Source organism: Streptomyces sp. BA2 (genome assembly GCF_009769735.1).
Taxonomy (GTDB): Bacteria; Actinomycetota; Actinomycetes; order Streptomycetales; family Streptomycetaceae; genus Streptomyces.
Genome location: NZ_WSRO01000002.1, coordinates 1,205,798 through 1,227,357, shown reverse-complemented (window position 1 = coordinate 1,227,357; position 21,560 = coordinate 1,205,798). Strand labels below are relative to the sequence as shown.

16 protein-coding genes are annotated in these 21,560 nt (G+C 68.4%); 11 read left to right on the top strand and 5 right to left on the bottom strand.

Features of this window, described 5'->3' with window-relative positions; all coding sequences use genetic code 11:
• The first annotated feature begins 247 nt into the window (after window positions 1-247).
• Window positions 248-2,239 carry a LuxR C-terminal-related transcriptional regulator gene (locus E5671_RS08150; RefSeq protein WP_160503167.1) on the top strand — a complete coding sequence of 664 codons (1,992 nt, stop codon included), beginning with the start codon at window positions 248-250 and terminating at the stop codon, window positions 2,237-2,239.
• A gap of 7 nt (window positions 2,240-2,246) precedes the next feature.
• Here E5671_RS08150 and E5671_RS08145 read toward each other — a convergent pair whose 3' ends face one another.
• Window positions 2,247-5,075, bottom strand: a complete 2,829-nt coding sequence (locus E5671_RS08145; RefSeq protein ID WP_336605704.1) for a helix-turn-helix transcriptional regulator — start codon at window positions 5,073-5,075, stop codon at window positions 2,247-2,249.
• Between the two features lie 415 nt (window positions 5,076-5,490).
• On the opposite strand from E5671_RS08145, the gene E5671_RS08140 reads away from it, so the two are divergent.
• The 10 genes from E5671_RS08140 to E5671_RS08090 all read left to right on the top strand — a co-directional run bounded on the left by E5671_RS08140 (window position 5,491) and on the right by E5671_RS08090 (window position 17,126).
• The gene (locus tag E5671_RS08140) at window positions 5,491-6,579 is read left to right on the top strand and encodes a polyprenyl synthetase family protein (protein ID WP_160503165.1); all 1,089 of its coding nucleotides are present in this window, start codon (window positions 5,491-5,493) and stop codon (window positions 6,577-6,579) included.
• Entirely contained in the window at window positions 6,579-7,673 is a 1,095-nt protein-coding gene (mvk, locus tag E5671_RS08135; protein WP_160503164.1) for a mevalonate kinase, read from the top strand. The genes E5671_RS08140 and mvk overlap by 1 nt, the downstream gene beginning before the upstream one ends.
• A 43-nt stretch (window positions 7,674-7,716) precedes the next feature.
• Window positions 7,717-8,748, top strand: coding sequence for a diphosphomevalonate decarboxylase (gene mvaD / locus E5671_RS08130; protein WP_237330131.1), 1,032 nt, complete (start codon window positions 7,717-7,719; stop codon window positions 8,746-8,748).
• Entirely contained in the window at window positions 8,745-9,872 is a 1,128-nt protein-coding gene (locus E5671_RS08125; RefSeq protein WP_336605703.1) for a phosphomevalonate kinase, read from the top strand. The genes mvaD and E5671_RS08125 overlap by 4 nt, the downstream gene beginning before the upstream one ends.
• Window positions 9,869-10,960, top strand: a complete 1,092-nt coding sequence (fni, locus tag E5671_RS08120) for a type 2 isopentenyl-diphosphate Delta-isomerase (RefSeq protein ID WP_160503161.1) — start codon at window positions 9,869-9,871, stop codon at window positions 10,958-10,960. Before E5671_RS08125 ends, fni begins: the two co-directional genes overlap by 4 nt.
• Window positions 10,957-12,021, top strand: coding sequence for a hydroxymethylglutaryl-CoA reductase (locus tag E5671_RS08115; RefSeq protein WP_160503160.1), 1,065 nt, complete (start codon window positions 10,957-10,959; stop codon window positions 12,019-12,021). The genes fni and E5671_RS08115 overlap by 4 nt, the downstream gene beginning before the upstream one ends.
• Window positions 12,021-14,099, top strand: a complete 2,079-nt coding sequence (locus tag E5671_RS47380) for a hydroxymethylglutaryl-CoA synthase (protein WP_202121046.1) — start codon at window positions 12,021-12,023, stop codon at window positions 14,097-14,099. The genes E5671_RS08115 and E5671_RS47380 overlap by 1 nt, the downstream gene beginning before the upstream one ends.
• Window positions 14,100-14,389: 290 nt before the next feature.
• Window positions 14,390-15,496, top strand: a complete 1,107-nt coding sequence (locus tag E5671_RS08100) for a tyrosine-type recombinase/integrase (protein ID WP_160503159.1) — start codon at window positions 14,390-14,392, stop codon at window positions 15,494-15,496.
• Complete coding sequence (locus E5671_RS08095; RefSeq protein WP_336605702.1) at window positions 15,493-15,828, top strand: helix-turn-helix domain-containing protein; 336 nt, start codon at window positions 15,493-15,495, stop codon at window positions 15,826-15,828. Before E5671_RS08100 ends, E5671_RS08095 begins: the two co-directional genes overlap by 4 nt.
• A 2-nt stretch (window positions 15,829-15,830) precedes the next feature.
• Entirely contained in the window at window positions 15,831-17,126 is a 1,296-nt protein-coding gene (locus E5671_RS08090; RefSeq protein ID WP_160503158.1) for a hypothetical protein, read from the top strand.
• Window positions 17,127-17,282: 156 nt separating this feature from the next.
• Here the strand turns inward: E5671_RS08090 and E5671_RS08085 are convergent, their stop codons facing one another.
• The 4 genes from E5671_RS08085 to E5671_RS08070 form a co-directional block, all read right to left on the bottom strand.
• Complete coding sequence (locus E5671_RS08085; RefSeq protein ID WP_160503157.1) at window positions 17,283-17,945, bottom strand: response regulator; 663 nt, start codon at window positions 17,943-17,945, stop codon at window positions 17,283-17,285.
• Window positions 17,942-19,075: a sensor histidine kinase gene (locus E5671_RS08080; RefSeq protein ID WP_160503156.1), complete on the bottom strand. Its 1,134-nt coding sequence runs from the start codon at window positions 19,073-19,075 to the stop codon at window positions 17,942-17,944. The genes E5671_RS08085 and E5671_RS08080 overlap by 4 nt, the downstream gene beginning before the upstream one ends.
• A gap of 78 nt (window positions 19,076-19,153) precedes the next feature.
• On the bottom strand, window positions 19,154-19,564 hold the full coding sequence (locus tag E5671_RS08075) for a DoxX family protein (RefSeq protein ID WP_160503155.1): 411 nt from the start codon (window positions 19,562-19,564) through the stop codon (window positions 19,154-19,156).
• Between the two features lie 38 nt (window positions 19,565-19,602).
• Window positions 19,603-21,543 carry an anthranilate synthase family protein gene (locus E5671_RS08070; RefSeq protein ID WP_160503154.1) on the bottom strand — a complete coding sequence of 647 codons (1,941 nt, stop codon included), beginning with the start codon at window positions 21,541-21,543 and terminating at the stop codon, window positions 19,603-19,605.
• Between the last annotated feature and the right edge of the window lie 17 nt (window positions 21,544-21,560).

Here is a 21,560-nt window from a genome sequence, read left to right as displayed (position 1 = left end):
GGAAAGCTCTGGTGGAATCAGAGCAAGCCCGGCCGTGTCGGTGACGACGGCAAGCGGCGAGTTTTCCGTACGTGCGGTGCCCTGTAGTCGATCAAGATTCGAGTGTTCTCTCCAGTCGCACGAGCATAATCTGAGTGGGGTTATGACAATGAGACCGACGATAGAGAAGCAGAAGCCAGAAGCCGCATCCGGCGTCGGGAGTGTCACCAGGTGGTCAGCGCTGGGGGCGCTGGGCGAAGGGGACAAAGTGCAGGTCCTGCGGGACATCCTCGGTGCCGGCGCGGACGACGAACTGCTCGACTTCGCGGCCGGGGCCAGCGGAAACCCTCGACTGCTCGCCGAACTCGCGCTCGGACTCGTGGAAGAAGGGATCGTCAGGGAGCGAAACGGGGCGGTCCGGCTGACCGGCCGGCGAGTTCCGCGTCGCGTGCTGGTGTTCGTGAAGGACCGGTTGAGTGATCTGAGCCCGAACGCTCAGCAGTTCCTGAAAGTTTCCGCTGTCCTTGGGCGAGCCTTCATGCTGGAGGATGTGTCCAGAATGCTGGATCAATCCTCGGCCACCTTGCTCCCGTCCTTGGACGAGGCAATGGCCTCGGGCTTCATCATCGCGGCCGAGCATCAATTCGCGTTCCAGAGCGATTTCCTCTTGCGGGGGGTCATCGAGTCCATTCCCGCTCCCGCACTCAGTGCTTTGCGTCGTGAGGCGCTCGGGCGGTCCGGAAGACATACCCAGGCGTACGATCAGCAATTCTTGGCCGCCGAGCTTTCGGTAGAATCCTCCGACCGCTTCAAAGAGGAAGTCGACGGAGCGTGCTCAAGGGCCCACAGTCTGATAATGAACGGAAAGGCGACGGACGGTATACGGGTCGCGGAGCGCGTTCTCTCCAGTCCCGGCACTTCACCCTCTGAACGGCTCGACGCGGAAGCATCCGTAATTCTCGGTTACTCCCTGCTCGGCAAGGAAGAAGCGGAAGAGAAATCCGTACGGATATTGCGGGAACGTGGCACCGGGCAAGGTGATATCGCCGCATTGATGGCGCTGACGAGCCTCTCCAACGCACGCTGGCGTGCCGGGGAACTGGCTGAAGGGCTGAGCCTGGGACGTACCGCGGTGCGACACAGCGATGGTGTCGATCCCGTCTGGCGTCTTCATTTCCGGCTCGCTCTGGCCGGAAAGCTCGCAAACCTGCGGGAATTCGACAAGGCCGAGTCGCTGATCAACGACGCGGAAGCGGACCTGCACAGCCTGCCCACGCCGGTCTGGACAGCCGCGCCCGCGGCCATGCGATCCCGGCTGTTTCTCCAGGCCGGACGGTTCGGAGACGCCCGCAGGCAGGCGGACCTGGCGACCACCGCAGTAGAGGGCGAGGCTGTTCCCGTACTCCGGCCCCTCGCGTACTCCGTGCTCAGCACCGTCTCCCTGTACATGGGGGACCTGCCCACCGCCGCCGAGTACTTCAAGCGGGTGCAGGGCGAGTTGGCGCGCGACGAGGTGGCATTTCACTCGGCGCAGTACGCCTGGACCGAATTGCGGATCGCCGTCAAAAGAGAAGGGCCGCAGGCGGCCATCGATCTGTTGTCGGACAAGTATCGCCATCTCCCGACGCAACGGAGCCTCTACATCGAGGATCCGGGCGCCGCCGCGTTCCTGGTCCGCCTCGCGCTCGATGTGGGCGACACCAACCTCCTGCACAGGGTTCTCGAGACCGTGGACGGCCTCGCGGGTGACAACCCCGGAATCTCCGTCATCAGTCTCGGCGCCATGCATGCCTACGCGCTCGCGAACAGCGATCCCGCCGCCCTGGCGCGCATCATCGCGCAGTCGCCCGACCCCGTCTCGGTCGCCCTGGCGACGGAGGAGCTGGCCAAGCTCTATGCCGCGAAGGCCCCGGCCGGGAGACGGCAAGCCGATGCGGTCTACTCGGCTCCGCAGTCTCCGAGTTCCGACGAGGCCGGCTCACAGCACAACGCCATGTGCTGGGCCGGCCTCTCCGACATGGAGCGGCGTATCGCGTATCTGGTGAGCGTGGGGATGACGAATCGTCAGATCGCCAATCGAGTCCACTTGTCGGCGCACACGGTGAATTACCACCTCCGGAAGGTCTACAAGAAGCTGAGCATCAACACCCGCGTCGAACTCGCACGCGGGGCCGCTCTCTATTCGAGCAGGGCTGCCATCTATTCGATGGAGGACGAGGGGGCCCGAGGCTCCGGCACCGTCGGCGGCGAGGCTTTCTGACCGCATGTCAGCCCGCCGACCCGTGCTGTCGCGAAGCGGCCATCGCGGGTGAGAAGGGCTCGTTCGCGATGAAGTGCTTGGTGAGTTCGACGCGGCTGTTGATGTCGAGCTTCGAGAACACGCGCCGGAGATGGCTGTCGACGGTGTGGGGCGACAGGAACAGGATGCTCGCCGCCTCCCTGTTGGTCCTGCCGTCGACGATGGCCCGTACGACGCGAAGCTCCGCACTCGTGAGGCTTTCCCAGCCCGACTTGGGGAGGTCGGCGCCCAGACCGCGCACATTGTGCACGCCGAGATGGCGCAGCTTCTTCTGCACTCGGGTCAGGTCACGCTGCGCCCCGCAATCCAGATAGAGCTCCATGGCCGACTCGAGAAGGCGAACCGCTCGGGGCCGGTTCCGCATGCTCTGTTCCACCTGCGCCGCGTCCTCGAGTGCGCTCGCCGCCGCCAACGGACGTCCGGCGAGCCGATACAGCTCCACGGCGCGGTGCAGAGCGGCGGGGTCGTTGCGCAGGACGCCCTCGGCGTGTTCGGCGCCGCCCGCCAGCGACTGCGCGGTCGGATTGCACTCGGAGCCGTGCCGGGCGAAGTCGGCCGCCTGTTCGGCCTCCGCGCCGAGCCCCACCTGCTTGGCGAGCCGTACGAGCGTCGCCGCAGCCGTCGGGGCCTCGGCGAAGAGCAGCGGGTCGGGCGCGACCTGCGCCTCGACGTTGATCAGCATCTGGACCGCCATGGCCGGACGCCCGCTCGCCGCGTGGAACTGCGCGAGCGCCCAGTCCAGTGCGGCCTTGTCGGCTGCCGCGTCATCGGTCACCAGCCGTTCGATCGTTCGCAACTGCTCGCTGGCGGAGGCGAGATCACCCTGGTGCATGCTGATGCGGGCCAGGACGATGCGCGCGGGTACGGAGTCCTCCGGAGCGGACCGGTCCGTCGGACGAAGCCCGGCCTCCGCTTCGGCGCGCGCCTCCTCAAGTCGGCCCGCCGCTGCCAGGAGCTGGGCGTGGTGGCCGTACCACAGGGTCTCCGGCCAGGGCGCGCCGCGCTTCGCCGCCTCCTGCTTGATGGCGGCACAGACGGCTTCCGCCTCCTCGAAGCGGTCGGCGGCGATGAGCGAGCGGAGCATCCACGCCCACAGCGGGCGCCCGCACGTGTCACAGCAGGGCTGGGCCGTTGCCTGCCGCGACTCAGAGGCTGCCGCGTCCTGGCCGGACGCCGAGTTCCGAACGGACGCCGCGTCCCGGCCGGAGGCCGAGTCCCGACCGGAGGCGAGCGCCGGCGCGAGGGTGACCGGCTGGCCACGCCACGGCCCCGGGACCGTGCCGGGCAGAGCGCCCGCACGCTTGGCGGTGCCCGCGATCGCCCCCTTCAACTTGGCACGATCCAGCTCACAGATGTCCTGGCGCGCCAGCGTCCGTTGAAGCAGCTCGGTCGACATGCCGTGACGGCCCGCGTCCCGCAGCCCTTGGCCCAGTTCGAGCGCCAGGTGCGTCTCGGCCGCCGCCTCGATCCCGGGGCGTACGGCGACGTCCGCGAGGCGCCCTGCTTCGGTGCTCCGCCCCGCCGCGGCGAGCAGACGCACGGCCGGCGCCAGGGTCCGAGGGGCTTCGTCGAACGGGCCTCCCAGGGCCGGCATCGCCCCGGCCGCCAGGGCGTCGCAGCCGCATCGGGGCGAGTCCGCCACGCTGGTCAGGGGTCGGCGCTTCCCGGTAGCGGCGGCAGGTCGGCCTCCGGGCGGTATCCGAGGGTCCCCGTCGGCCGCCTCAATGTCATTGGCGGGCGCGGCAGTTGGTTGAGCCATGGCGGGCGCCTCCTCTTGGAGCACGGCCTCCTGGAGTACAGCCTCCTGGAGCGCGCCCTGCTCGAGCGCGTCGGCGATCACCTCGTGGGTGAACGTCAGCTCCACGCCGTCCCTGCGTACCAAGCCCACCTGCACCGCCTCGTCGACCATCGCGGACAGCTCGGGAGCCGACACGTCGAGCATGGCTGCCGCCTTCTCGGCCGTGAAGGCAGGACCGATCCTCCGCCCGCACGCGAGCAGACGCCGAGCCGCGGGCGGCACCGTGTCCAGCAGGCCACCGACGGCTGCGAGGACGCTCTCCGGCAGACGTTCGGCCACCACCGAAGCCGTGCCGTCCACGATGACCACCTGTCCCGCATGGACGAACGCGTTGAACAGGCTCTCCACAAGCCAGGGGTTGCCGCCGCAGCGAGAGGCCCAACCGAGCACGGACGCATCGGGTTTGGCGCCGAGGAGAGTCGTGCACAACGCGGCGACCGCCTCGTCGTCCAGCGTCCCCAGATGCAGCCGCACCGCTGCGTTGTCGGCCAGCCAGCCGATGGCGTGATGGGCGAGCGACCGTGTGGGCACCGGTCGACGGGCGAGCAGCCACAGCACCGGCGAGGGGGCGAGCGACTGTACGAGCCCCCGCAGGACCACGCCGCTGGCGTCGTCGATCCGCTGGGCGTCGTCCAGAACGATCACGAGGGGGTGGCGGCGGGCCGCGCTCTCGACCAGTTCGCCCATGCGATCCGTCAGCCAGAAGGGGTTTCTGTCCTGACGCAGCAGATCATCGAAGTCGGCCGCGTCGGGCATCACGTGCCGCAGCAGGTTGATCAGCAGCTGAATGGCCACCGGTTGACCGGTTCCGTCTGCCTGCCCGGCGACCACGGTCAGCCCACGGTCGGCACCCTCCAGGGCCGTGGCCTTCAACAGGCGGGACTTTCCCATGCCGAAAGCCCCTTCGACGACCACGCAGCTGCCGGAGCCGCGTGAGGTGGCATCCACATGGCTGCCCAAAGCAGCCAGTGCGTGTTCACGTCCTACCAACGCATTCACATTTACCCCCCGAGTTGACCCGAAGAATCATCCAACGCATGCCGTGGGAATGGCAATGAACGTTCAACTGTCCGGGGTGGTCAGTTGAACAGCCGTGGCGTGAATGCGTGGACGGGCGGCACTACTCGCGCGAGTAGTGGGCAGGGCGGCGCATCGTGATTACTGTCGTGCCATGCCGATTCGCTGTAGAGCAGCGTAGAGACCGTGCGTGCGCTGTTCCCGAAATCCTCATTACTTCTCCTGCAGATGCTCGACCGCGTTCAGAAATGCGGTGCCTGGAATCGTGCATTCGCAGGCGTCCATTCGTCATGGACCGGAAACTCCGCGCTCGAAGTGACGTGATCTCAGCGATCTTTTGGGAGTTCGAGATGCAGGGGAATGTGCGTGACCGTCGCCTTGATCGGGAGATGAGAGCATGACCGTCAGCTACGTGAGGGCAGCCGCGGACACGGCTGCTTTCGATGCCGTGATCGGGGACTTCTTCGCCGAGCGCAGAGCCGAGGCCGACACGCTCGGCGAGGACTTCGCGGCGACGGTCGCCGAGCTGGAGAGCTACGTCCTGCGCGGCGGCAAGCGCGTACGGCCCGCCTTCGCCTGGCTCGGCTGGATCGGAGCCGGCGGTGACGAGCACGACCCGCTGGCCGCGTCGGTGCTGAGCGCCTGCGCGGGACTTGAGCTGCTGCACGCGTCAGCCCTGATCCACGACGACATCATCGACGCGTCCCGCACCCGCCGCGGCCACCCCGCCGCGCACGTGACCTTCGCCGAGCGGCATCGGCTGCGGGGCTTCTCCGGTGACCCCGACGCCTTCGGCACGGGCACCGCCATCCTGATCGGGGACCTGGCCCAGGTATGGGCCGACGCCATGGTCCGGGCATCCGGGTTGCCGTCCGAGGCGCAGGCCAGGGTCGGACCGGTGTGGTCCGCGGTGCGCTCGGAGGTCTTGTACGGCCAACTGCTCGACCTGACCAACCAGGCGAGCGCAGACGAGGGCATCGATGCGGCGTTGCGCGTCAACCAGTACAAGACGGCTTCGTACACGGTGGAACGCCCGCTCCAGTTCGGCGCCGCGATCGCCGGGGCGGAGCCCGATCTGGTCGCGGCCTATCGGTCGTTCGGCGCCGACATCGGCATCGCGTTCCAGCTCCGCGACGACCTGCTCGGCGTATTCGGCGACCCGGCGGTGACCGGCAAGCCGTCGGGCGATGATCTCCGCGAGGGCAAGCGAACGGTCCTGCTCGCGAGTGCGCTCGAGCGCGCGGATGAACGCGATCCGGCCGCGGCCGGATTCCTCCGGGCGACGATCGGCACCGACCTCTCCGACGACGAACTCGCCACCGCACGCGCGGTGTTCATCGATGCCGGAGCCGTGGACCACGTCGAACGCCTGATCGCGCTCCGCACCGACCGTGCCATGGCTGTGCTGGAGGCGAGTGACGTCACCGTCCCCGCCAAGGACCAGCTCGTGGCGATGGCGGTCAAGGCGACGCAGCGGGATCACTGATGACATCGACGAATGCGCGCACTCGCGCCGACCACGAAAGCCCCGTGGGTGATGGACGCGGCAGGCCCGGTGTCGGGCGGGCCCACGGCAAGGCCATCCTGCTCGGGGAGCACGCCGTCGTCTACGGCGCTCCGGCCCTGGCCATTCCGGTTCCGCAGCTGACGGTCACGGCGAAGGCCACGCGCTACCCGTGTCCGGGCGACGGTTCGGACAGGGTCTCCTTCGCGATGACGGGATCGGGCTGCGCGGCGGTGACACCGCTCGCCACGGACGGCCTGCGGCGCCTGGTGGCGGAGTTCAAGGAGATGACCGGCGTCGCAGGCCGCCTGTGCGTCGACGTACTCATCGACTGCGCGATCCCGCAGGGCCGTGGTCTTGGCTCCAGCGCCGCGTGCGCCCGAGCGGCGGTCCTTGCCCTCGCGGAGCTCTTCGGTCACCGTCTCGAGGCCAAGGCGGTGTTCGACCTCGTACAGACCTCGGAGAAGGTCGCGCACGGCAGGGCGAGCGGCATCGACGCACTTGCCACGGGGGCGACATCTCCCCTCCTCTTCCACGCCGGCACCGCTCGCGAACTGCCCATAGCCCTGCCGGGCGTTGACCCCTCGGGCCCCCCGGAGCAGCCCGACGACCGCACCGGCACACACCTGCCCTGCGGCTTCGACGGGGTGTTCGTCATCGCGGACAGCGGTGTCGGCGGCAGCACCAAGCACGCGGTGGAGATGCTGCGGCGCAAGTTCGAACGCGACGCGGAAACGCAGGCGGACTTCGTGGGCAGGGTGGCGAGCCTGACCCACGCGGCCGCGGCCGACCTGGCGCACGGCCGAGGCGGCGACCTTGGCACCCGGATGACCGAGAACCACCGGCTGCTCCGCGAGATCGGGCTCAGCACGGGCCTGATCGACACGCTGGTCGAGGCCGCCGTCGCGGCCGGCGGCCTGGGCGCCAAGATCAGCGGCGGTGGTCTCGGCGGCTGCGTGATCGCGCTGGCCGCGGAGCCTCGCCGGGCGCAGGCGGTCGTACGGCGGCTTCGCGAGACCGGCGCCATCCGGACCTGGGTCGTGCCCACGGGGAGGTTTGTGAGTCATGCCGCTTGACCATCAATCGCTTGACCATCAATCAAGGCCCACAGAACGCCAGTTGGAGGCCGTCGGCCCACAGGAGAGGCTCCTCGACCGCGGCGCGACCGCCGTCGCCCATCCGAACATCGCGCTGATCAAGTACTGGGGCAAGCGCGACGAGCGCCTCATCATCCCCTACGTCGACAGCCTGTCGATGACCCTTGACGTCTTCCCGACGACCACCACCGTCCGGCTCAGCCCCGGGGCGCGGGCCGACAGCGTAAGCCTCGACGGCATGCCCGCGTCGGGCGAACCGAAGCGACGGGTCATCGCCTTCCTGGAGCTGATACGGGAGCTGGCAGGGCGGGCCGAACCCGCGGTCGTCGACACCCGCAACACCGTCCCCACCGGGGCGGGCCTCGCGTCCTCGGCGAGTGGATTCGCCGCCCTGGCCCTCGCCGGCGCCGCCGCGTACGGTCTCGACCTCGATCCCACCGCGCTGTCACGCCTGGCCCGGCGTGGATCCGCTTCGGCCTCCCGGTCGATCTTCGGCAGCTTCGCGATATGCCATGCGGGCCGGGGCGAGGGAGCTGCCGCGGACCTTGGCTCCTACGCCGAGCCGGTGCCCGTCCCGGACTTCGACCCCGCCCTGGTGATCGCGCTGGTCAACGCCGGACCCAAGGCCGTGTCCAGCCGCGCGGCCATGCGACGCACCGTCGAGACCTCTCCGCTCTACCAAGCGTGGGCGACATCGAGCAAGGCCGACCTGACCGACATGCGGGCGGCGCTGCGCGGTGGCGACCTCGAAGCGGTCGGAGAGATCGCCGAGCGGAACGCGCTCGGCATGCACGCGACGATGCTGGCCGCGCGGCCCGCCGTGCGTTACCTGTCGCCTGCCACGCTGGCCGTGCTCGACAGCGTGCTGCAACTGCGGGCGGACGGCGTACCGGCCTACGCGACCATGGACGCCGGACCGAACGTCAAGGTGCTCTGCCACCGCGCGGATGCCGCCCGCGTGGCGGAAACGGTGCGCGGCGCCGCGCCGGGATGCTCGGCGGTCACCGCCCGACGCGGACCGGGCGCCCGCTTGCGGCCAGGGGCCGGGCAGTGACCCGCCCGGGAACGGTCAGCCGTCATGCGCCGGGCAAGCTGTTCATCGCCGGAGAATACGCGGTCCTTGAGCCGGGCCACCCGGCGATCCTGACAGCGGTCGACCGCCAGGTCAGCGTCACCGTGTCGGGAGCGGATGGTGCCGACGTCGTGATCGATTCCGACCTCTGCCCCGGCGAGGCTCAACTGAGGCGGGGGACCGACGGGCTCGCCGGGCTCGGCGCGGACGACAAGCGACAAGCGCTGGGCAGCCTCACTCATGTGGTGTCGGCCATCGACGTGGTCGACGCGCTCCTTGCCGAACGCGGGCTGAGCGCGCCTCCGATGCACCTCTCGATCAGGAGCGGCCTGCACCTCGACGGAACCAAGATGGGCCTGGGGTCCAGCGGCGCGGTGACCGTCGCCGTGGTGGACGCCGTCGCCGCGTACTGCGGCATCGACTTGCCGCCCGAAGCGCGCTTTCGGCTCGCGATGCTGGCGACGGTGCGACACGCCCCCCGCTCCTCCGGCGGCGATCTCGCCGCGAGCGTCTGGGGCGGCTGGATCGCGTACAGGGCGCCCGATCGGGCCGCCGTGCTCGACATGGCGAAGCGCCGGGGCATCGAGGAGACGCTCCGCGCGCCGTGGCCGGGTTTCGGGCTGCGACGGCTGCCGCCGCCCCGCGCACTCGCGCTGGAGGTGGGCTGGACCGGGCGTCCGGCCAGCACCGCTTCGCTGTCGGGGCGCCTCGGAACCCCTGACTGGCAGGGCAGTTCGAGGCAACGGCACTTCCTGGCCCGCAGTGACGCGTGCGTGCGCACCGCGATCCGCGCGCTGGAGCAGGGCGACGACGACGAGCTGCTGCGTCAGGTGCGAGGCGCCCGCCAGGTGCTCGCCGATCTGGACGACGAGGTCCGCCTCGGCATCTTCACCGCCGAGCTGACGGCACTGTGCGATGCCGCCGAAGCCGTCGGCGGCGCTGCCAAACCGTCGGGGGCGGGGGGCGGCGACTGCGGCATCGCGTTGCTGGACGCCACGGCGGAGAAGGAGATCGCGCAACTGCGGGAGGGGTGGGCCGCCGCGGGGGTGCTTCCCCTGCCGATTCAGGTCCAGCCGACGAAGCCGACGACAGGGAGCACAGAATGATCGCGGATCGCAAGGACGACCACGTCCGGTTCGCTGCCGAGCAGCAGCGCCACCTCGGCGGGTACAACCAGTTCGACGACGTCTCCTTTGTCCATCACGCACTGGCCGGCATCGACCGGCCCGATGTCTCGCTCGCCACACGGTTCGGCGGCATCGACTGGCCGGTCCCGCTGTACATCAACGCGATGACCGGCGGCAGCGTCAAGACGGGTGCCATCAACCGGGATCTGGCGATCGCGGCCCGCGAGACCGGCGTCGCCATCGCCACCGGATCCATGAGCGCGTGCTTCGCCGACGCGTCGATGGAGGGCACCTTCAGTGTAATGCGCCGTGAGAACCCGGACGGTTTCATCATGGCGAACGTCAACGCGAACGCCTCGGTGGAGAAGGCGCGCAGAGCCGTCGGCCTGTTGCGGGCCGACGCCTTGCAGATCCACCTCAACTCCATCCAGGAGACGGTGATGCCGGAGGGCGACCGGTCGTTCTCCTTCTGGGGCCCGCAGATCGAGGAGATCGTCGCCGGGGTCGACGTACCGGTGATCGTCAAGGAAGTCGGCTTCGGGCTGAGCCGCAAGACCGTACTGATGTTGCAGGAGATGGGTGTGCGCGCGGTCGATGTCGCGGGCCGCGGCGGCACGAACTTCGCGCGCATCGAGAACGACCGGCGCGACCGTGCCGACTACTCCTATCTCAACGGCTGGGGACAGTCCGCCCCCGAGTGCCTGCTGGACGTTCACGGCTCCGGTATCCCCGTGCTGGCCTCCGGCGGTGTCCGCAACCCGCTCGACGTGGCGCGCGGACTCGCGCTCGGAGCGGCCGCCGCCGGTGTGTCCGGCCAGTTCCTCAAGACGGTGCTCGATGGTGGCGTACCGGCGCTGATCTCGCAGATCTCCGCATGGCTCGATCAGCTCGAAGCCCTGATGACCGTGCTCGGCGCGCGGACCCCTGCCGATCTGACCCGCTGCGACGTGCTCGTACGGGGCGAGCTGCGGGCTTTCTGCTTCGACCGGGGAATCGAGACCCGGCGTCTTGCCACCCGCTCCAGCTCATACAGCACCACTCACGAGACGATTGGAAGCACGCGATGAACGACACGCACGCGACCGCCGGCGTTCCCCTGAGATGGGTGGGCCCCCTGAGGATCTCGGGAAACACGACGACGACCGAGACAGAAGTGCCGCTCGCCACCTACGAGTCGCCGCTGTGGCCCTCCGTCCGCCGGGGCGCGAAGATATCCATGCTGGTCGAGCACGGGATCGCCGCCACCCTTGTCGACGATCGGATGACGCGCTCGGTGTACGTCAAGGCCGCGGACGCGCAGACCGCGTACATGGCCGCCTTGGAGATCGACGCGCGGCTCGACGAACTGCGCGACATCGTCCGCAAGTGCAGCAGATTCACCGAACTGATCGGTTTCCGCCACGAGATCGCGGCCAACCTGCTGTTCCTCCGGTTCGAGTTCACCACCGGCGATGCCTCCGGGCACAACATGGCGACGCTGGCCGCCGATGCGCTCCTGACCCACATCCTGCACACCGTTCCGGGCGTCACCTACGGCTCGATCTCGGGAAACTACTGCACCGACAAGAAGGCCACCGCGATCAACGGCATCCTCGGCCGCGGCAAGAACGTGGTCACGGAACTGCTCGTGCCGCGCGACATCGTCCGTGACGTCCTGCACACGTCGGCTGCCGCGATTGCCGAGCTGAACGTGCACAAGAACATGATCGGCACCGTGCTCGCCGGGGGGATCCGCTCGGCCAACGCCCACTACGCGAACATGCTGCTCGCGTTCTATCTCGCCACCGGCCAGGACGCGGCCAACATCGTCGAAGGCTCCCAGGGCATGACCGTGGCCGAGGACCGGGACGGCGACCTCTACTTCTCCTGCACCCTGCCGAACCTGATCGTCGGAACGGTCGGCAACGGCAAGGGACTTGAGTTCGTCGAGGAGAACCTGGCCCGCCTTGGCTGCCGGACGGCGCGCGAACCCGGCGAGAACGCGCGCCGGCTCGCGGTCATCGCGGCCGCGACGGTGCTGTGCGGTGAGCTCTCGCTCCTGGCGGCCCAGACGAATCCGGGCGAGCTGATGCGGGCGCACGTCCACCTGGAACGCAAGGCCGAGGCGACGAAGGTCGGCGGTCAGTGATGTCCGGGGCCGGGGAGACCGCCATCGGAGTTCACGACCTTTCGTTCGCGACGACGCAGTTCGTCCTGACGCACGCGACACTGGCCGCCGAGAACGGCACCGACGTCGCCAAGTACCACGCGGGCATCGGCCAGCGGTCGATGAGCGTGCCCGCCGCCGACGAGGACATCGTGACCATGGCGGCCGCAGCTGCCGCCCCCATCGTCAGCCGGCACGGCGCCGACCGGATCCGCACGGTGGTGTTCGCGACCGAGACGTCCGTCGACCAGGCGAAGGCCGCCGGAATACACGTCCATTCGCTCCTTGGCCTGCCCTCGGCCACCCGCGTCGTCGAGCTCAAGCAGGCCTGTTACGGGGCTACGGCGGCCCTGCAGTTCGCCATCGGCCTCGTCCACCGCGACCGCTCGCAGCAGGTGCTCGTGATCGCCGGCGACGTCTCGAAGTACGATCTTGGCAACCCCGGCGAGGCGACCCAGGGCGCGGCCGCGGTGGCCATGCTGGTCAGCGCGGACCCCGCCCTGGTGAGGATCGAGGATCCGTCGGGCGTGTTCACCGCCGACATCAATGATTTCTGGCGGCCGAACTACCGCACCACAGCCCTGGTCGACGGGCAGGAGTCCATCTCCGCGTACTTGCAGGCGGTCGAGGGCACCTGGAAGGACTACACCGAGCAAGGCGGCCGCGCGCTGGGCGAGTTCAGCGCGTTCTGCTACCACCAGCCGTTCACGAAGATGGCGTACAAGGCGCACAGGCACCTGCTCCGCCACTGCGGGCACGACACCGACGAGGGTGGGATCGCCCGTTCCCTCGCGCGCACGACGACGTACAACACCGATGTCGGGAACAGCTACACCGCGTCGGTGTACCTCGCTCTCGCCGCGCTGCTCGACCACGCCGACGACCTGACCGGCGAGGCCATCGGCTTCCTCAGCTACGGGTCCGGCAGCGTCGCGGAGTTCTTCGCCGGCACCGTCGTCCCCGGATACCGCGCACACCTGCGCTCACAGACGCATCGCGACGCGATCGCCCGGCGCCAGAACATCGACTACGCCACGTACCGCGAACTCCACGAACATTCCTTCCCGGTCGACGGGGGAGACCATCCCGCGCCGCGGGAAACCACGGGGCCGTACCGGCTTGCCGGGCTCTCCGGTCACAAGCGCATCTACGAGAGAGTGGGAGGACACATGTCCACAACCGCCGAGGTGGCAGAGCTCTACTCCGTCATCGAGGAATCAGCGCGCCTGCTGGGTGTGCCCTGCTCGCCCGAGAAGGTCCTGCCCGTCCTGACCGCGTACGGGGACGCACTCGCGCAGGACGCGACCGTGGTCGCTTTCCGGGTGGCCACCGGCGTACGCCACGTGGGAGAGCTCGACTGCCGCTTCACGACGCATCCCAAGGACCGGGATCCGTACGCCTTCGCCCTGTCGAACGGGCTCACGGAACAGACGCAGCATCCGGTCGGGGCCCTGCTCTCGGAGCTCCAGGGCCGATGCCCCATCGACAGCTACGGGATCGACTTCGGAGTCGTCGGCGGCTTCAAGAAGGTCTACGCGTTCTTCACTCCGGACGACCTCCAGCAGCTGTCGAAGATCGCCGACCTGCCGTCCATGCCCCGCAGCCTGGCCGCCAACGCCGACTTCTTCGCCCGCCACGGCCTGGACGACAGAGTCGGTGTGATCGGCGTCGACTACCCGCACAGAACGGTGAACGTCTACTTCAACGACGTACCCGCCTCATGCTTCGAACCGAACACCATCCTGTCGATGCTCGCCGAGATCGGCATGGCGGAACCGAGCGAGCAGATGCTCAAGCTCAGCGAGAACGCGTTCGGGCTCTACGCCACGCTGAACTGGGACTCCTCGAAGATCGAACGGATCTGCTTCGCCGTGACCACCACGGATCTGGCGTCCCTCCCCGTTCACATCGAGCCGGAGATCGAGCAGTTCGTGCGCAGCGTTCCCCATGGCGGTGGCGACCGCAAGTTCGTCTACGGCGTCGCGCTGGCCCCCGAAGGGGAGTACTACAAGATCGAGTCCCATTACAAGTGGCAGCCGGGGGCGATGGACTTCATCTGACAGGTGACAGGTGAGAGCCCATCTCTGAACCTCAAAGCTCGCGAGTTGCATTGGATGCGAGCTCGCGACAACACGATGCCGGGCAGGGGCTGGTCGGCCTGATTGCCTGGCAAGTACGGTTCTGGCCTGGAGGATTGTGCTTGTCCGTGAACGCTTCCGCGGCTGGCGTCAGGTGATGTAGCAGTCTCCCGCAATGCGGGAAAAGAACAAACCCGCAAGGCCGTGACCTGCCCCTCTCGAGCGTCGTTCGCAGAATATGCGAAAAGTTCGCACGGAATGCGAGGGCTGGTATGTCCGGTTCTGAGGGATCTGCTCGTCTGTATCTCGCCAGCGGAGTACCCCTGCTGCACCCGGAAGAGCAGGTCTTCACAGCCATGCTCGACGGCTGGCGCCACCAGCAGCTGGCCCGCAATCTCGGCTTCGGCACAGTCGAGGCCCGCGAACGTCTCGTCCGCCGGTTCTACGGCTTCGCCGAGGCGTCTCCATGGGCCTGGACAGCAACAGATGTCGATGAGTTCTTCACTGACGCCCGGGCGGTGAAGAACCTCAGCCACACCACACTGCTCGGCTACCAGAACGCCCTGCGGCTGTTCATGGCCTACCTGACGGATCCGCACTACGGCTGGCCGGCCGAGTGCGAGCAACGATTCGGTACACACCCGGTGCAGATCTGCCACGAGTGGAACACCGCCCGGCACGTCCAGGAAGCCCAAGGCCGGCCAGGCAAGCGGGCCTTGACCCACGACGAACTCCAGGCCGTCCTTGACCATGCCGATGATCGAGCCGTGGCTGCACAATCATCGGGCCGCAAGGGATGGATCAGCGCCTTTCGCGACGCGGTACTGCTCAAGACCGCCTACGCCTGGGGCCTGCGCCGCAACGAAGTCCGCAATCTCGAACTCTGCGACCTCGCCACCAACCCCAAGGCCAGAGAGTTCGGCGCCTACGGCATCATCCGGGTTCGCTACGGCAAGGCCATGCGAGGGTCTCCGCCCAAGCGGCGATCCGTGCTGACGGTCCCCTTGTTCGACTGGGCCGTCGAAGCCCTCCAGCAGTGGACCGAAGAGATCCAGCCCGCCATCGCGGGCGCCAACAACTCCTGCCTCTGGCCCTCTGAACGCGGCGACAAACTCGCCGCCGCTACGGTCACCACCGCCTTCACCCGCTGCCGCAAAGAGCTCGACCTGCCCGAAAGGCTCGACTTCCACTCGCTGCGACGGTCCTACGTCAGCCACCTGATCGAGGCTGGCTACGACGCTCTGTTCGTGCAGCAGCAGGTCGGTCACGAACACGCCTCGACCACCGCCCTCTACACCCACGTCTCGCCCGACTATCGGGCCCGGACCGTCCGCGCCGCTCTCGACCGCATCACCACCCCCATTAAGGAGAGCTCGTGACCAGCCAGACGATCACCTACTCCTGGAGGCTGAGGGAAATCATGGCCGCCCGCGGGCTGCACACCATCTCCGACCTGATCCCACTGCTGACCGAACGCGGCATCACACTGTCCGCATCACAGATCTATCGCCTGGTCAGCACCCGCCCCGACCGCATCTCCCTGACCGTCCTGGGCGCCCTCACCGACGCACTGGAATGCACAGTCGAAGACCTTTGTGCCTTCCGCGCCGAAGCCGCCCCTATCCGCAAGGCCGCCGGCGCCAGCCCCACGGTGATCGACCTCAACACCACCATCCATCCCAAGCGGGCCCGCATCCGCCGCACCGACTGACCATGAGGGAACTCATCTGCCCCCGCTGCCACCTCTGCGGGCAGCGCCATCGCTGGTGGGCTCACCGCTCCGACGGCATCATCTGCCCCCGCTGTCACCTCACCGAACGGCTAACCGAACTCCTAGACGACGGCACCGGTCGCATCGCACCCGCGCTTCTGCCCCTCCACGAGGCATACACCGCACAACCCAACCCCGACGCAGGTCTGGTCTGGCTCTACTGCAACCGGCACGTCCCGCCGTTGTTGACAGCCCTCGCCACCGGACATCTCCCACTCAGCCACGAAGCGCTGGACGACCACCCGTCCTCACAGACCGCCATGCATCTGCGTGACCTGCTCATGCAGTACGGAGTGCTGGAGCAACGAGATCGCTACCTTGTTCACTTCGAGAACTGGCTGCGCCAATTCCTCGCTGGCAATACAGCGGCCGAAGACCGGCAGCTCATCCAGCAGTTTGCCACCTGGCACAGCCTGCACAAACTCCGCCACCGGGCAGAACACAAGGGCCTCACCCCCGGCGTCACCGCAAGACACCGACTGGAAGTGGCGTTCGCCCAACGGTTCCTGGCCTGGCTCCGCGAGCACGACACTGCGCTCGTGGACTGCACCCAGGCCCATATGGACCTCTGGATTACATCTGGGAACACCTCCCGCCAGTGCAGCCGAGCCTTCATCGTCTGGGCCCGCGCCAACGGCATCCTCGCCAGACACCTCCAGTTGCCCTACCCGAAGAAGCAGCCCCGCGAGGCCCTCACCCACCGCGATCGTCTGCAACTACTGCATGAGCTCCTCGCCCCACAGCGAAGCCGCTTGCTACGAGACCGAGCGGCCGCCATCCTGCTGGTGCTCTTCGCTCAGCCTCTGACCCGCATCGCCACGTTGAGCATGGACGACATCAACCTGACCAGCTCGGAAGTGCAGATCACCTTCGGTCAGCACGGACCTGTTCCAGTCCCAGAGCCCTTTGGCCAGGTGCTACGCGAGCACGCCGAGAACCGAGGGCCCTACAACATTGCCGCCAACCGCACCAGCCCTTGGCTCTTCCCCGGCCGGTGCCCCGGGCGGCACATCCACCCCGTCCACCTGAGGAACTGCCTTAGGGACAGCGGCATCCCGCTCGTTCGCAGCCGAATCACCGCACTCCGAGCCCTCGTCTCCGAGATGCCACCCGCCATCGCCGCCCAGGCCGTCGGCTACACGGCTCGGTGCGTTGAAGAACACGCCAACACCATCGGCATGTCATGGGTGAACTACGTTCCTGCACGCCGCGGCTCTGGCGAACTGACGACATCCTGATACGCGATGCCGTCAGTAAGGGCTGATCGCCGTCTACTCGTAAGTCTGGTCCTGGCTCAGCGCCCAGATCGTCCAGACGATCACCGTCAGGACCGGGGCTGACTCGTCAAGCTGCGGCGGCGAGTTGGGACAGATGACAGGGGCGGGGACGGAGCGTCAGCGGCTTCGCGGGGTCACCAGGCCCGACTCGTAGGCAAGGACGACGAGTTGGGCGCGGTCGCGGGCCTGGAGCTTGTTCATGGCGCGGTTGATGTGGGTCTTCGCGGTCAGCGGACTGATCACCATGCTGTCGGCGATCTGTTCGTTCGACAGGCCCTGCGCGACCAGGACGACGGCCTCGCGCTCGCGGTTGGTCAGCTCCTCCAGGCCGGTGCCCGCTTCCGTGCCGAGGGGCTGCGCGACGTACCGGTCGATCAGCATCTTGGTGATCGACGGCGCAAGGAGGGCGTCGCCGCGCGCGGCGACGCGGACGGCGTGCAGGAGGTCCTCGGGCACGATGTCCTTGACGAGGAATCCGGCGGCGCCTGCGCGCAGCGCGTTGAAGACGTTCTCGTCCAGGCCGTAGTTGGTGAGGATGACGACGTGCATCTGGGCCAGGGCCGGGTCCGCTGCGACCTCCCTGGTCGTCTCGATGCCGTCCATGACCGGCATCGAGATGTCGACGAGGGCGAGGTCGGGCAGGTGCTCCCTGGCGAGGGCCAGGCCCTCCTTGCCGTTGGCGGCCTCGGCCACCACCTCGATGTCGTCCTCGGCGTCGAGGAGCGCGCGGAACCCGCTGCGCAGGAGCGGCTGGTCGTCGACCAGCAGAACACGGATCATGAAATCCTCGCCACGGGGAGTTCGGCCTGGACGGTGAAGCCACCGCCGGTTCGCGGTTCCGCACGCAGGCGGCCGCCCAGGGCGGTGACGCGCTCGCGCATTCCCAGCAGTCCGACGCCGGGCACCGGGGCTGAACCCGGCTTGGCCGTCCCGTCGTCGTCGACCTGGATGGAGAGGCCGTCCGGAAGATAGCCGATCCGGACCGACGCCGTGGCGGCGGCCGCGTGGCGGGCCGTGTTGGTGAGCGACTCCTGGACGATCCGGTAGGCGGTCCGGTCCACGGCGTCCGGCACGTCGTGCCGCTGCCCTTCGATCGTCAGCGTCGTCTTCAGGCCGATCCCATGGGCCCGTTGCACCAGGTCCGGGAGGTGGTCGAGGCCATGGGAGAGCGGCTGCACGGTGTCATCGCGCAGGGTCTCCAGGGTCGCCCGCAGCTCCCGGGTCGCTTCACGGCCCGCCACCTGGATCGCCAGGAGGGCCTCGGGCACCTGCTCGCCTCGTTTACGGGCCAGGTGCACGGCGACTTCGGACTGCACCTTGACGATCGAGATCTGGTGGGTGAGCGAATCGTGCAACTCCCGGGCGATGTGCAGCCGTTCCTCGGTGGCGCGAAGCCGCGCCGTCTCCTCGCGGGTGCGCTCTGCCTCGTCCGCCCGCTGCTCGGCCTGGCGCAGCGCCTCGCCCGCGGCGCCGGCAGCGACCAGCCAGGCGATCTCGAGGACGCTGCGGGCCTGCGCGAACGCTTCGGCCGCCGCACCGTCCGCGGGGGAGGCCAGCACGGCGAGCGGCAGAAGGATCAGCAGTGCCACGGAGGTGAGCACGGTGACGAGTCGGTGCCCTTCCCGCACGGCGGCGTAGACCGCGAACAGATAGGCGACGGCAGGCACTTCGAAGCCGGCTGCGTTGTACCCCACCACGCAGAGCCCCGTCACGATGAGGACGGGGATCGGAGTCCCGCGACGGCCGATCAGCGCGAGGCCGCTCGCCACCACGAGGGCGTAGCCAAGGGCGTCGAGATCCGTGTCGGGGTGATCCTCGGCGAGCGCGGTGACCAGGAGTGTCGCCGCCACGCAGATCGCGATCACCCAGTCTTTTGTCTGGGCCCAGACGTTGGACAGTCCTGTGGTCATAAGCGCACCCTAGCCGGAGGTCGCCGTGCGGGAGTCGTGCTCGGGGACGAATGACCAACTACCGCGCGCGCAGTAGCTTTACGACGCCTGCTGCCCTTGCGGTAACAGCGCCCTGGTGCGATCACGGCGCCCCCACGCCACCGTGGTGCTGAGCAGGAGCAGGATCACGGCCAGGAGCGAGAACGCGTCGACGACGAGGTTCGTGATGATCGCTCCGGCCATCAGGCTGACCAGGCCGAGCGCGGCGAACCCGACGAGGCGCGGCACGAGGAGGCCGATGACTCCGAGAAGTTCGAGGCTGCCGACGAAGTACCTGAGCCACTGTCCCGCCCCGATCTGGTCGAAGGCTTCGACCATCGGTTCCGCGCCGGCGAGCTTCGCGGCCCCGGCGGCCAGGAACACAAGGACCAGAAGTGCTTGGAGCACCAACAGCGTGATGTCTGTGGCCCGGCCGGGTCTGTGACCCGCTGATGTCTTCTGCCCGCTCATCAAATCCTCCGCATTGTTCCTGATGGTGTTTGGCCGGGCTAGATCTGGCTCCCCTTGAGCAGCGAGGAGAGCAGTTCGCCCAGGATCTGCGGGCCGTGCTGGGTGAGTATGGATTCGAGATGGAATTGCACGGACCGAAATCCCGCGCCGCGCAAGGCGTGCACTTCGCCGGTCCGGGGATTCCGGCTGATGTCGATGGGCTTGCGCTGCCCGGTCCCTGGGATGAAGTCGTGTTCGCTGCGGGCGGCGTAGGTGTTGTAGAAGCCCACGAGTTCGGAGCGGTCGAACAGGTCGACCCGCTTCTGCACGCCTTGGTTGGGGACCGCGCGCCGTACGACGTCGAGGCCGAGCTCGCCGGCGAGTACCTGGTGAGCCAGGCAGATGGACAGGAAAGGGACGCTGCCCGCGAGCAGGTCACGGGTGAGCGCGCGGAGCGTCTTCATGCGGGGGTCCGCGACGTCGCGGGGATCACCGGGGCCGGGGCCCACGATGACCAGATCGAATCCCGCCGGGGGCAGCGGCTCGTCGAACCGCGTGATCGTGGTGCGCAGGCCGAGCGCCCGCAGCTGGTGGCCGAGCATCCCCATGAAGGTGTCTTCGTTGTCGACGACCAGCACCCGCCGCCCTTCCAGCGCCGGGTCCGGCTGTCGCCGGTGTGCTCCGTCGAGCCAGAAGCGCGAGAGCGTGGTGTTGCGGGCCTTCAGCGCCTGGCGCACCCGGGGATGGGCGGCGGGTGACGCGCAGGCTCCCGCCGACGTGGGCTCGACGCCGCTGTCCACCGGGGCGAGGCCGAGTGCCTCGAGCATGCCCGCGGCCTTGGCCCGGGTCTCGGCCACCTCGGAATCGGGGTGGGAGTCCCGGACGAGCGAGGCGCCGACGCCCAGGCGCAGTTGACCGGCGTCGCCGATCTCCGCGGTCCGGATCATGATCGCCGAGTCGAGGGTGCGGCTGCCGGCCGCGTCGTGGCCCATCAGCGCGAGGACGCCGCCGTAGTAGCCGCGGCCCGTCGTTTCATGGCGGCGGATGACCCGGAACGCGTTCTCCAGAGGGCTGCCGGTGACGGTCGGCGCGAGCAGCGTCTCCCGCAGTACGTCGCGTACGTCGAGATCGCTGTGGCCGGTCAGGACGTATTCGGAATGGGTCAGGCGCGCCATTTCCTTGAGGAACGGGCCGTGGACCTGACCGCCTGATCCGCACATACGGGCCATCATTTTCAGCTCTTCGTCGACGACCATATAGAGTTCATTGGCCTCTTTCGGGTCGTTCAGGAACTCCAGAAGCCCGGAAATGTCCGGGCCGGTCGCGGGGTGCCGATAGGTCCCGCTGATGGGGTTCATCGAAACGGTGCCGTCGGCGGCCCTGCTCACGTGCCGCTCCGGCGATGCGCCGATGAAGGTTCCCGCTCCGGTGTGGAACAGGAACGTCCAGTACGACCCGAGCTCGCCCGTGAGCAGCCGCCGGAAGATGGCGAGCTCCGTACGGATGGAGTGATCCTCGAGTCGTGCGGTGAAGGAACGTCTGATGACGAAGTTGGATCCCGCGCCCTGCCCGATCTCCTCGCCGAGCACCTGCTCGACGATCGCCGCGTACTCCTCGTCGCTGATGTCGAATCCGGCCTCGGATACGCGTACGTCCTGCTCGGGCAGGCCCACCAGGGCCTGACTCAGGCTGAGTTGAGCCTGCTCGTGGACGCGCATGGCGAGCAGCGGCGCAGCGTCGTCGATGCAGTCGAAGCCGCGCTCGGTGATCTGCCGGTACGGCACCGCCACGAGCAGATCATGTCGCGCCCCGCTCGTCGGCCCCTCGGGCAGGGGCAGTTCGGCCAGACTGCCCACGGCGCGGACCTCGCCGGTCAGGACCTCCACGAGCGGGTCCGGCGCCGAGCCGGGCCGGTGGAGCAGGGCGAAGGCGCGACCGTCCGCGCCTAGGCCGGCCAGCGGATCCGGGGAGCCGGCCGTGGTCGAATCCGTCCCGTACATTTCGCTCCCCTTTGCGT

Bases quoted from the DNA above. Each gene is read 5' to 3' on its own strand.
- E5671_RS08070 (WP_160503154.1), bottom strand. From the start codon at position 21,543: ATGTACGGGACGGATTCGACCACGGCCGGCTCCCCGGATCCGCTGGCC.
- fni (WP_160503161.1), top strand. From the start codon at position 9,869: ATGATCGCGGATCGCAAGGACGACCACGTCCGGTTCGCTGCCGAGCAG.
- mvk (WP_160503164.1), top strand. From the start codon at position 6,579: ATGACATCGACGAATGCGCGCACTCGCGCCGACCACGAAAGCCCCGTG.
- E5671_RS47380 (WP_202121046.1), top strand. From the start codon at position 12,021: ATGTCCGGGGCCGGGGAGACCGCCATCGGAGTTCACGACCTTTCGTTC.
- E5671_RS08085 (WP_160503157.1), bottom strand. From the start codon at position 17,945: ATGATCCGTGTTCTGCTGGTCGACGACCAGCCGCTCCTGCGCAGCGGG.
- E5671_RS08075 (WP_160503155.1), bottom strand. From the start codon at position 19,564: ATGAGCGGGCAGAAGACATCAGCGGGTCACAGACCCGGCCGGGCCACA.
- E5671_RS08090 (WP_160503158.1), top strand. From the start codon at position 15,831: ATGAGGGAACTCATCTGCCCCCGCTGCCACCTCTGCGGGCAGCGCCAT.
- E5671_RS08080 (WP_160503156.1), bottom strand. From the start codon at position 19,075: ATGACCACAGGACTGTCCAACGTCTGGGCCCAGACAAAAGACTGGGTG.
- E5671_RS08140 (WP_160503165.1), top strand. From the start codon at position 5,491: ATGACCGTCAGCTACGTGAGGGCAGCCGCGGACACGGCTGCTTTCGAT.
- E5671_RS08115 (WP_160503160.1), top strand. From the start codon at position 10,957: ATGAACGACACGCACGCGACCGCCGGCGTTCCCCTGAGATGGGTGGGC.
- E5671_RS08100 (WP_160503159.1), top strand. From the start codon at position 14,390: ATGTCCGGTTCTGAGGGATCTGCTCGTCTGTATCTCGCCAGCGGAGTA.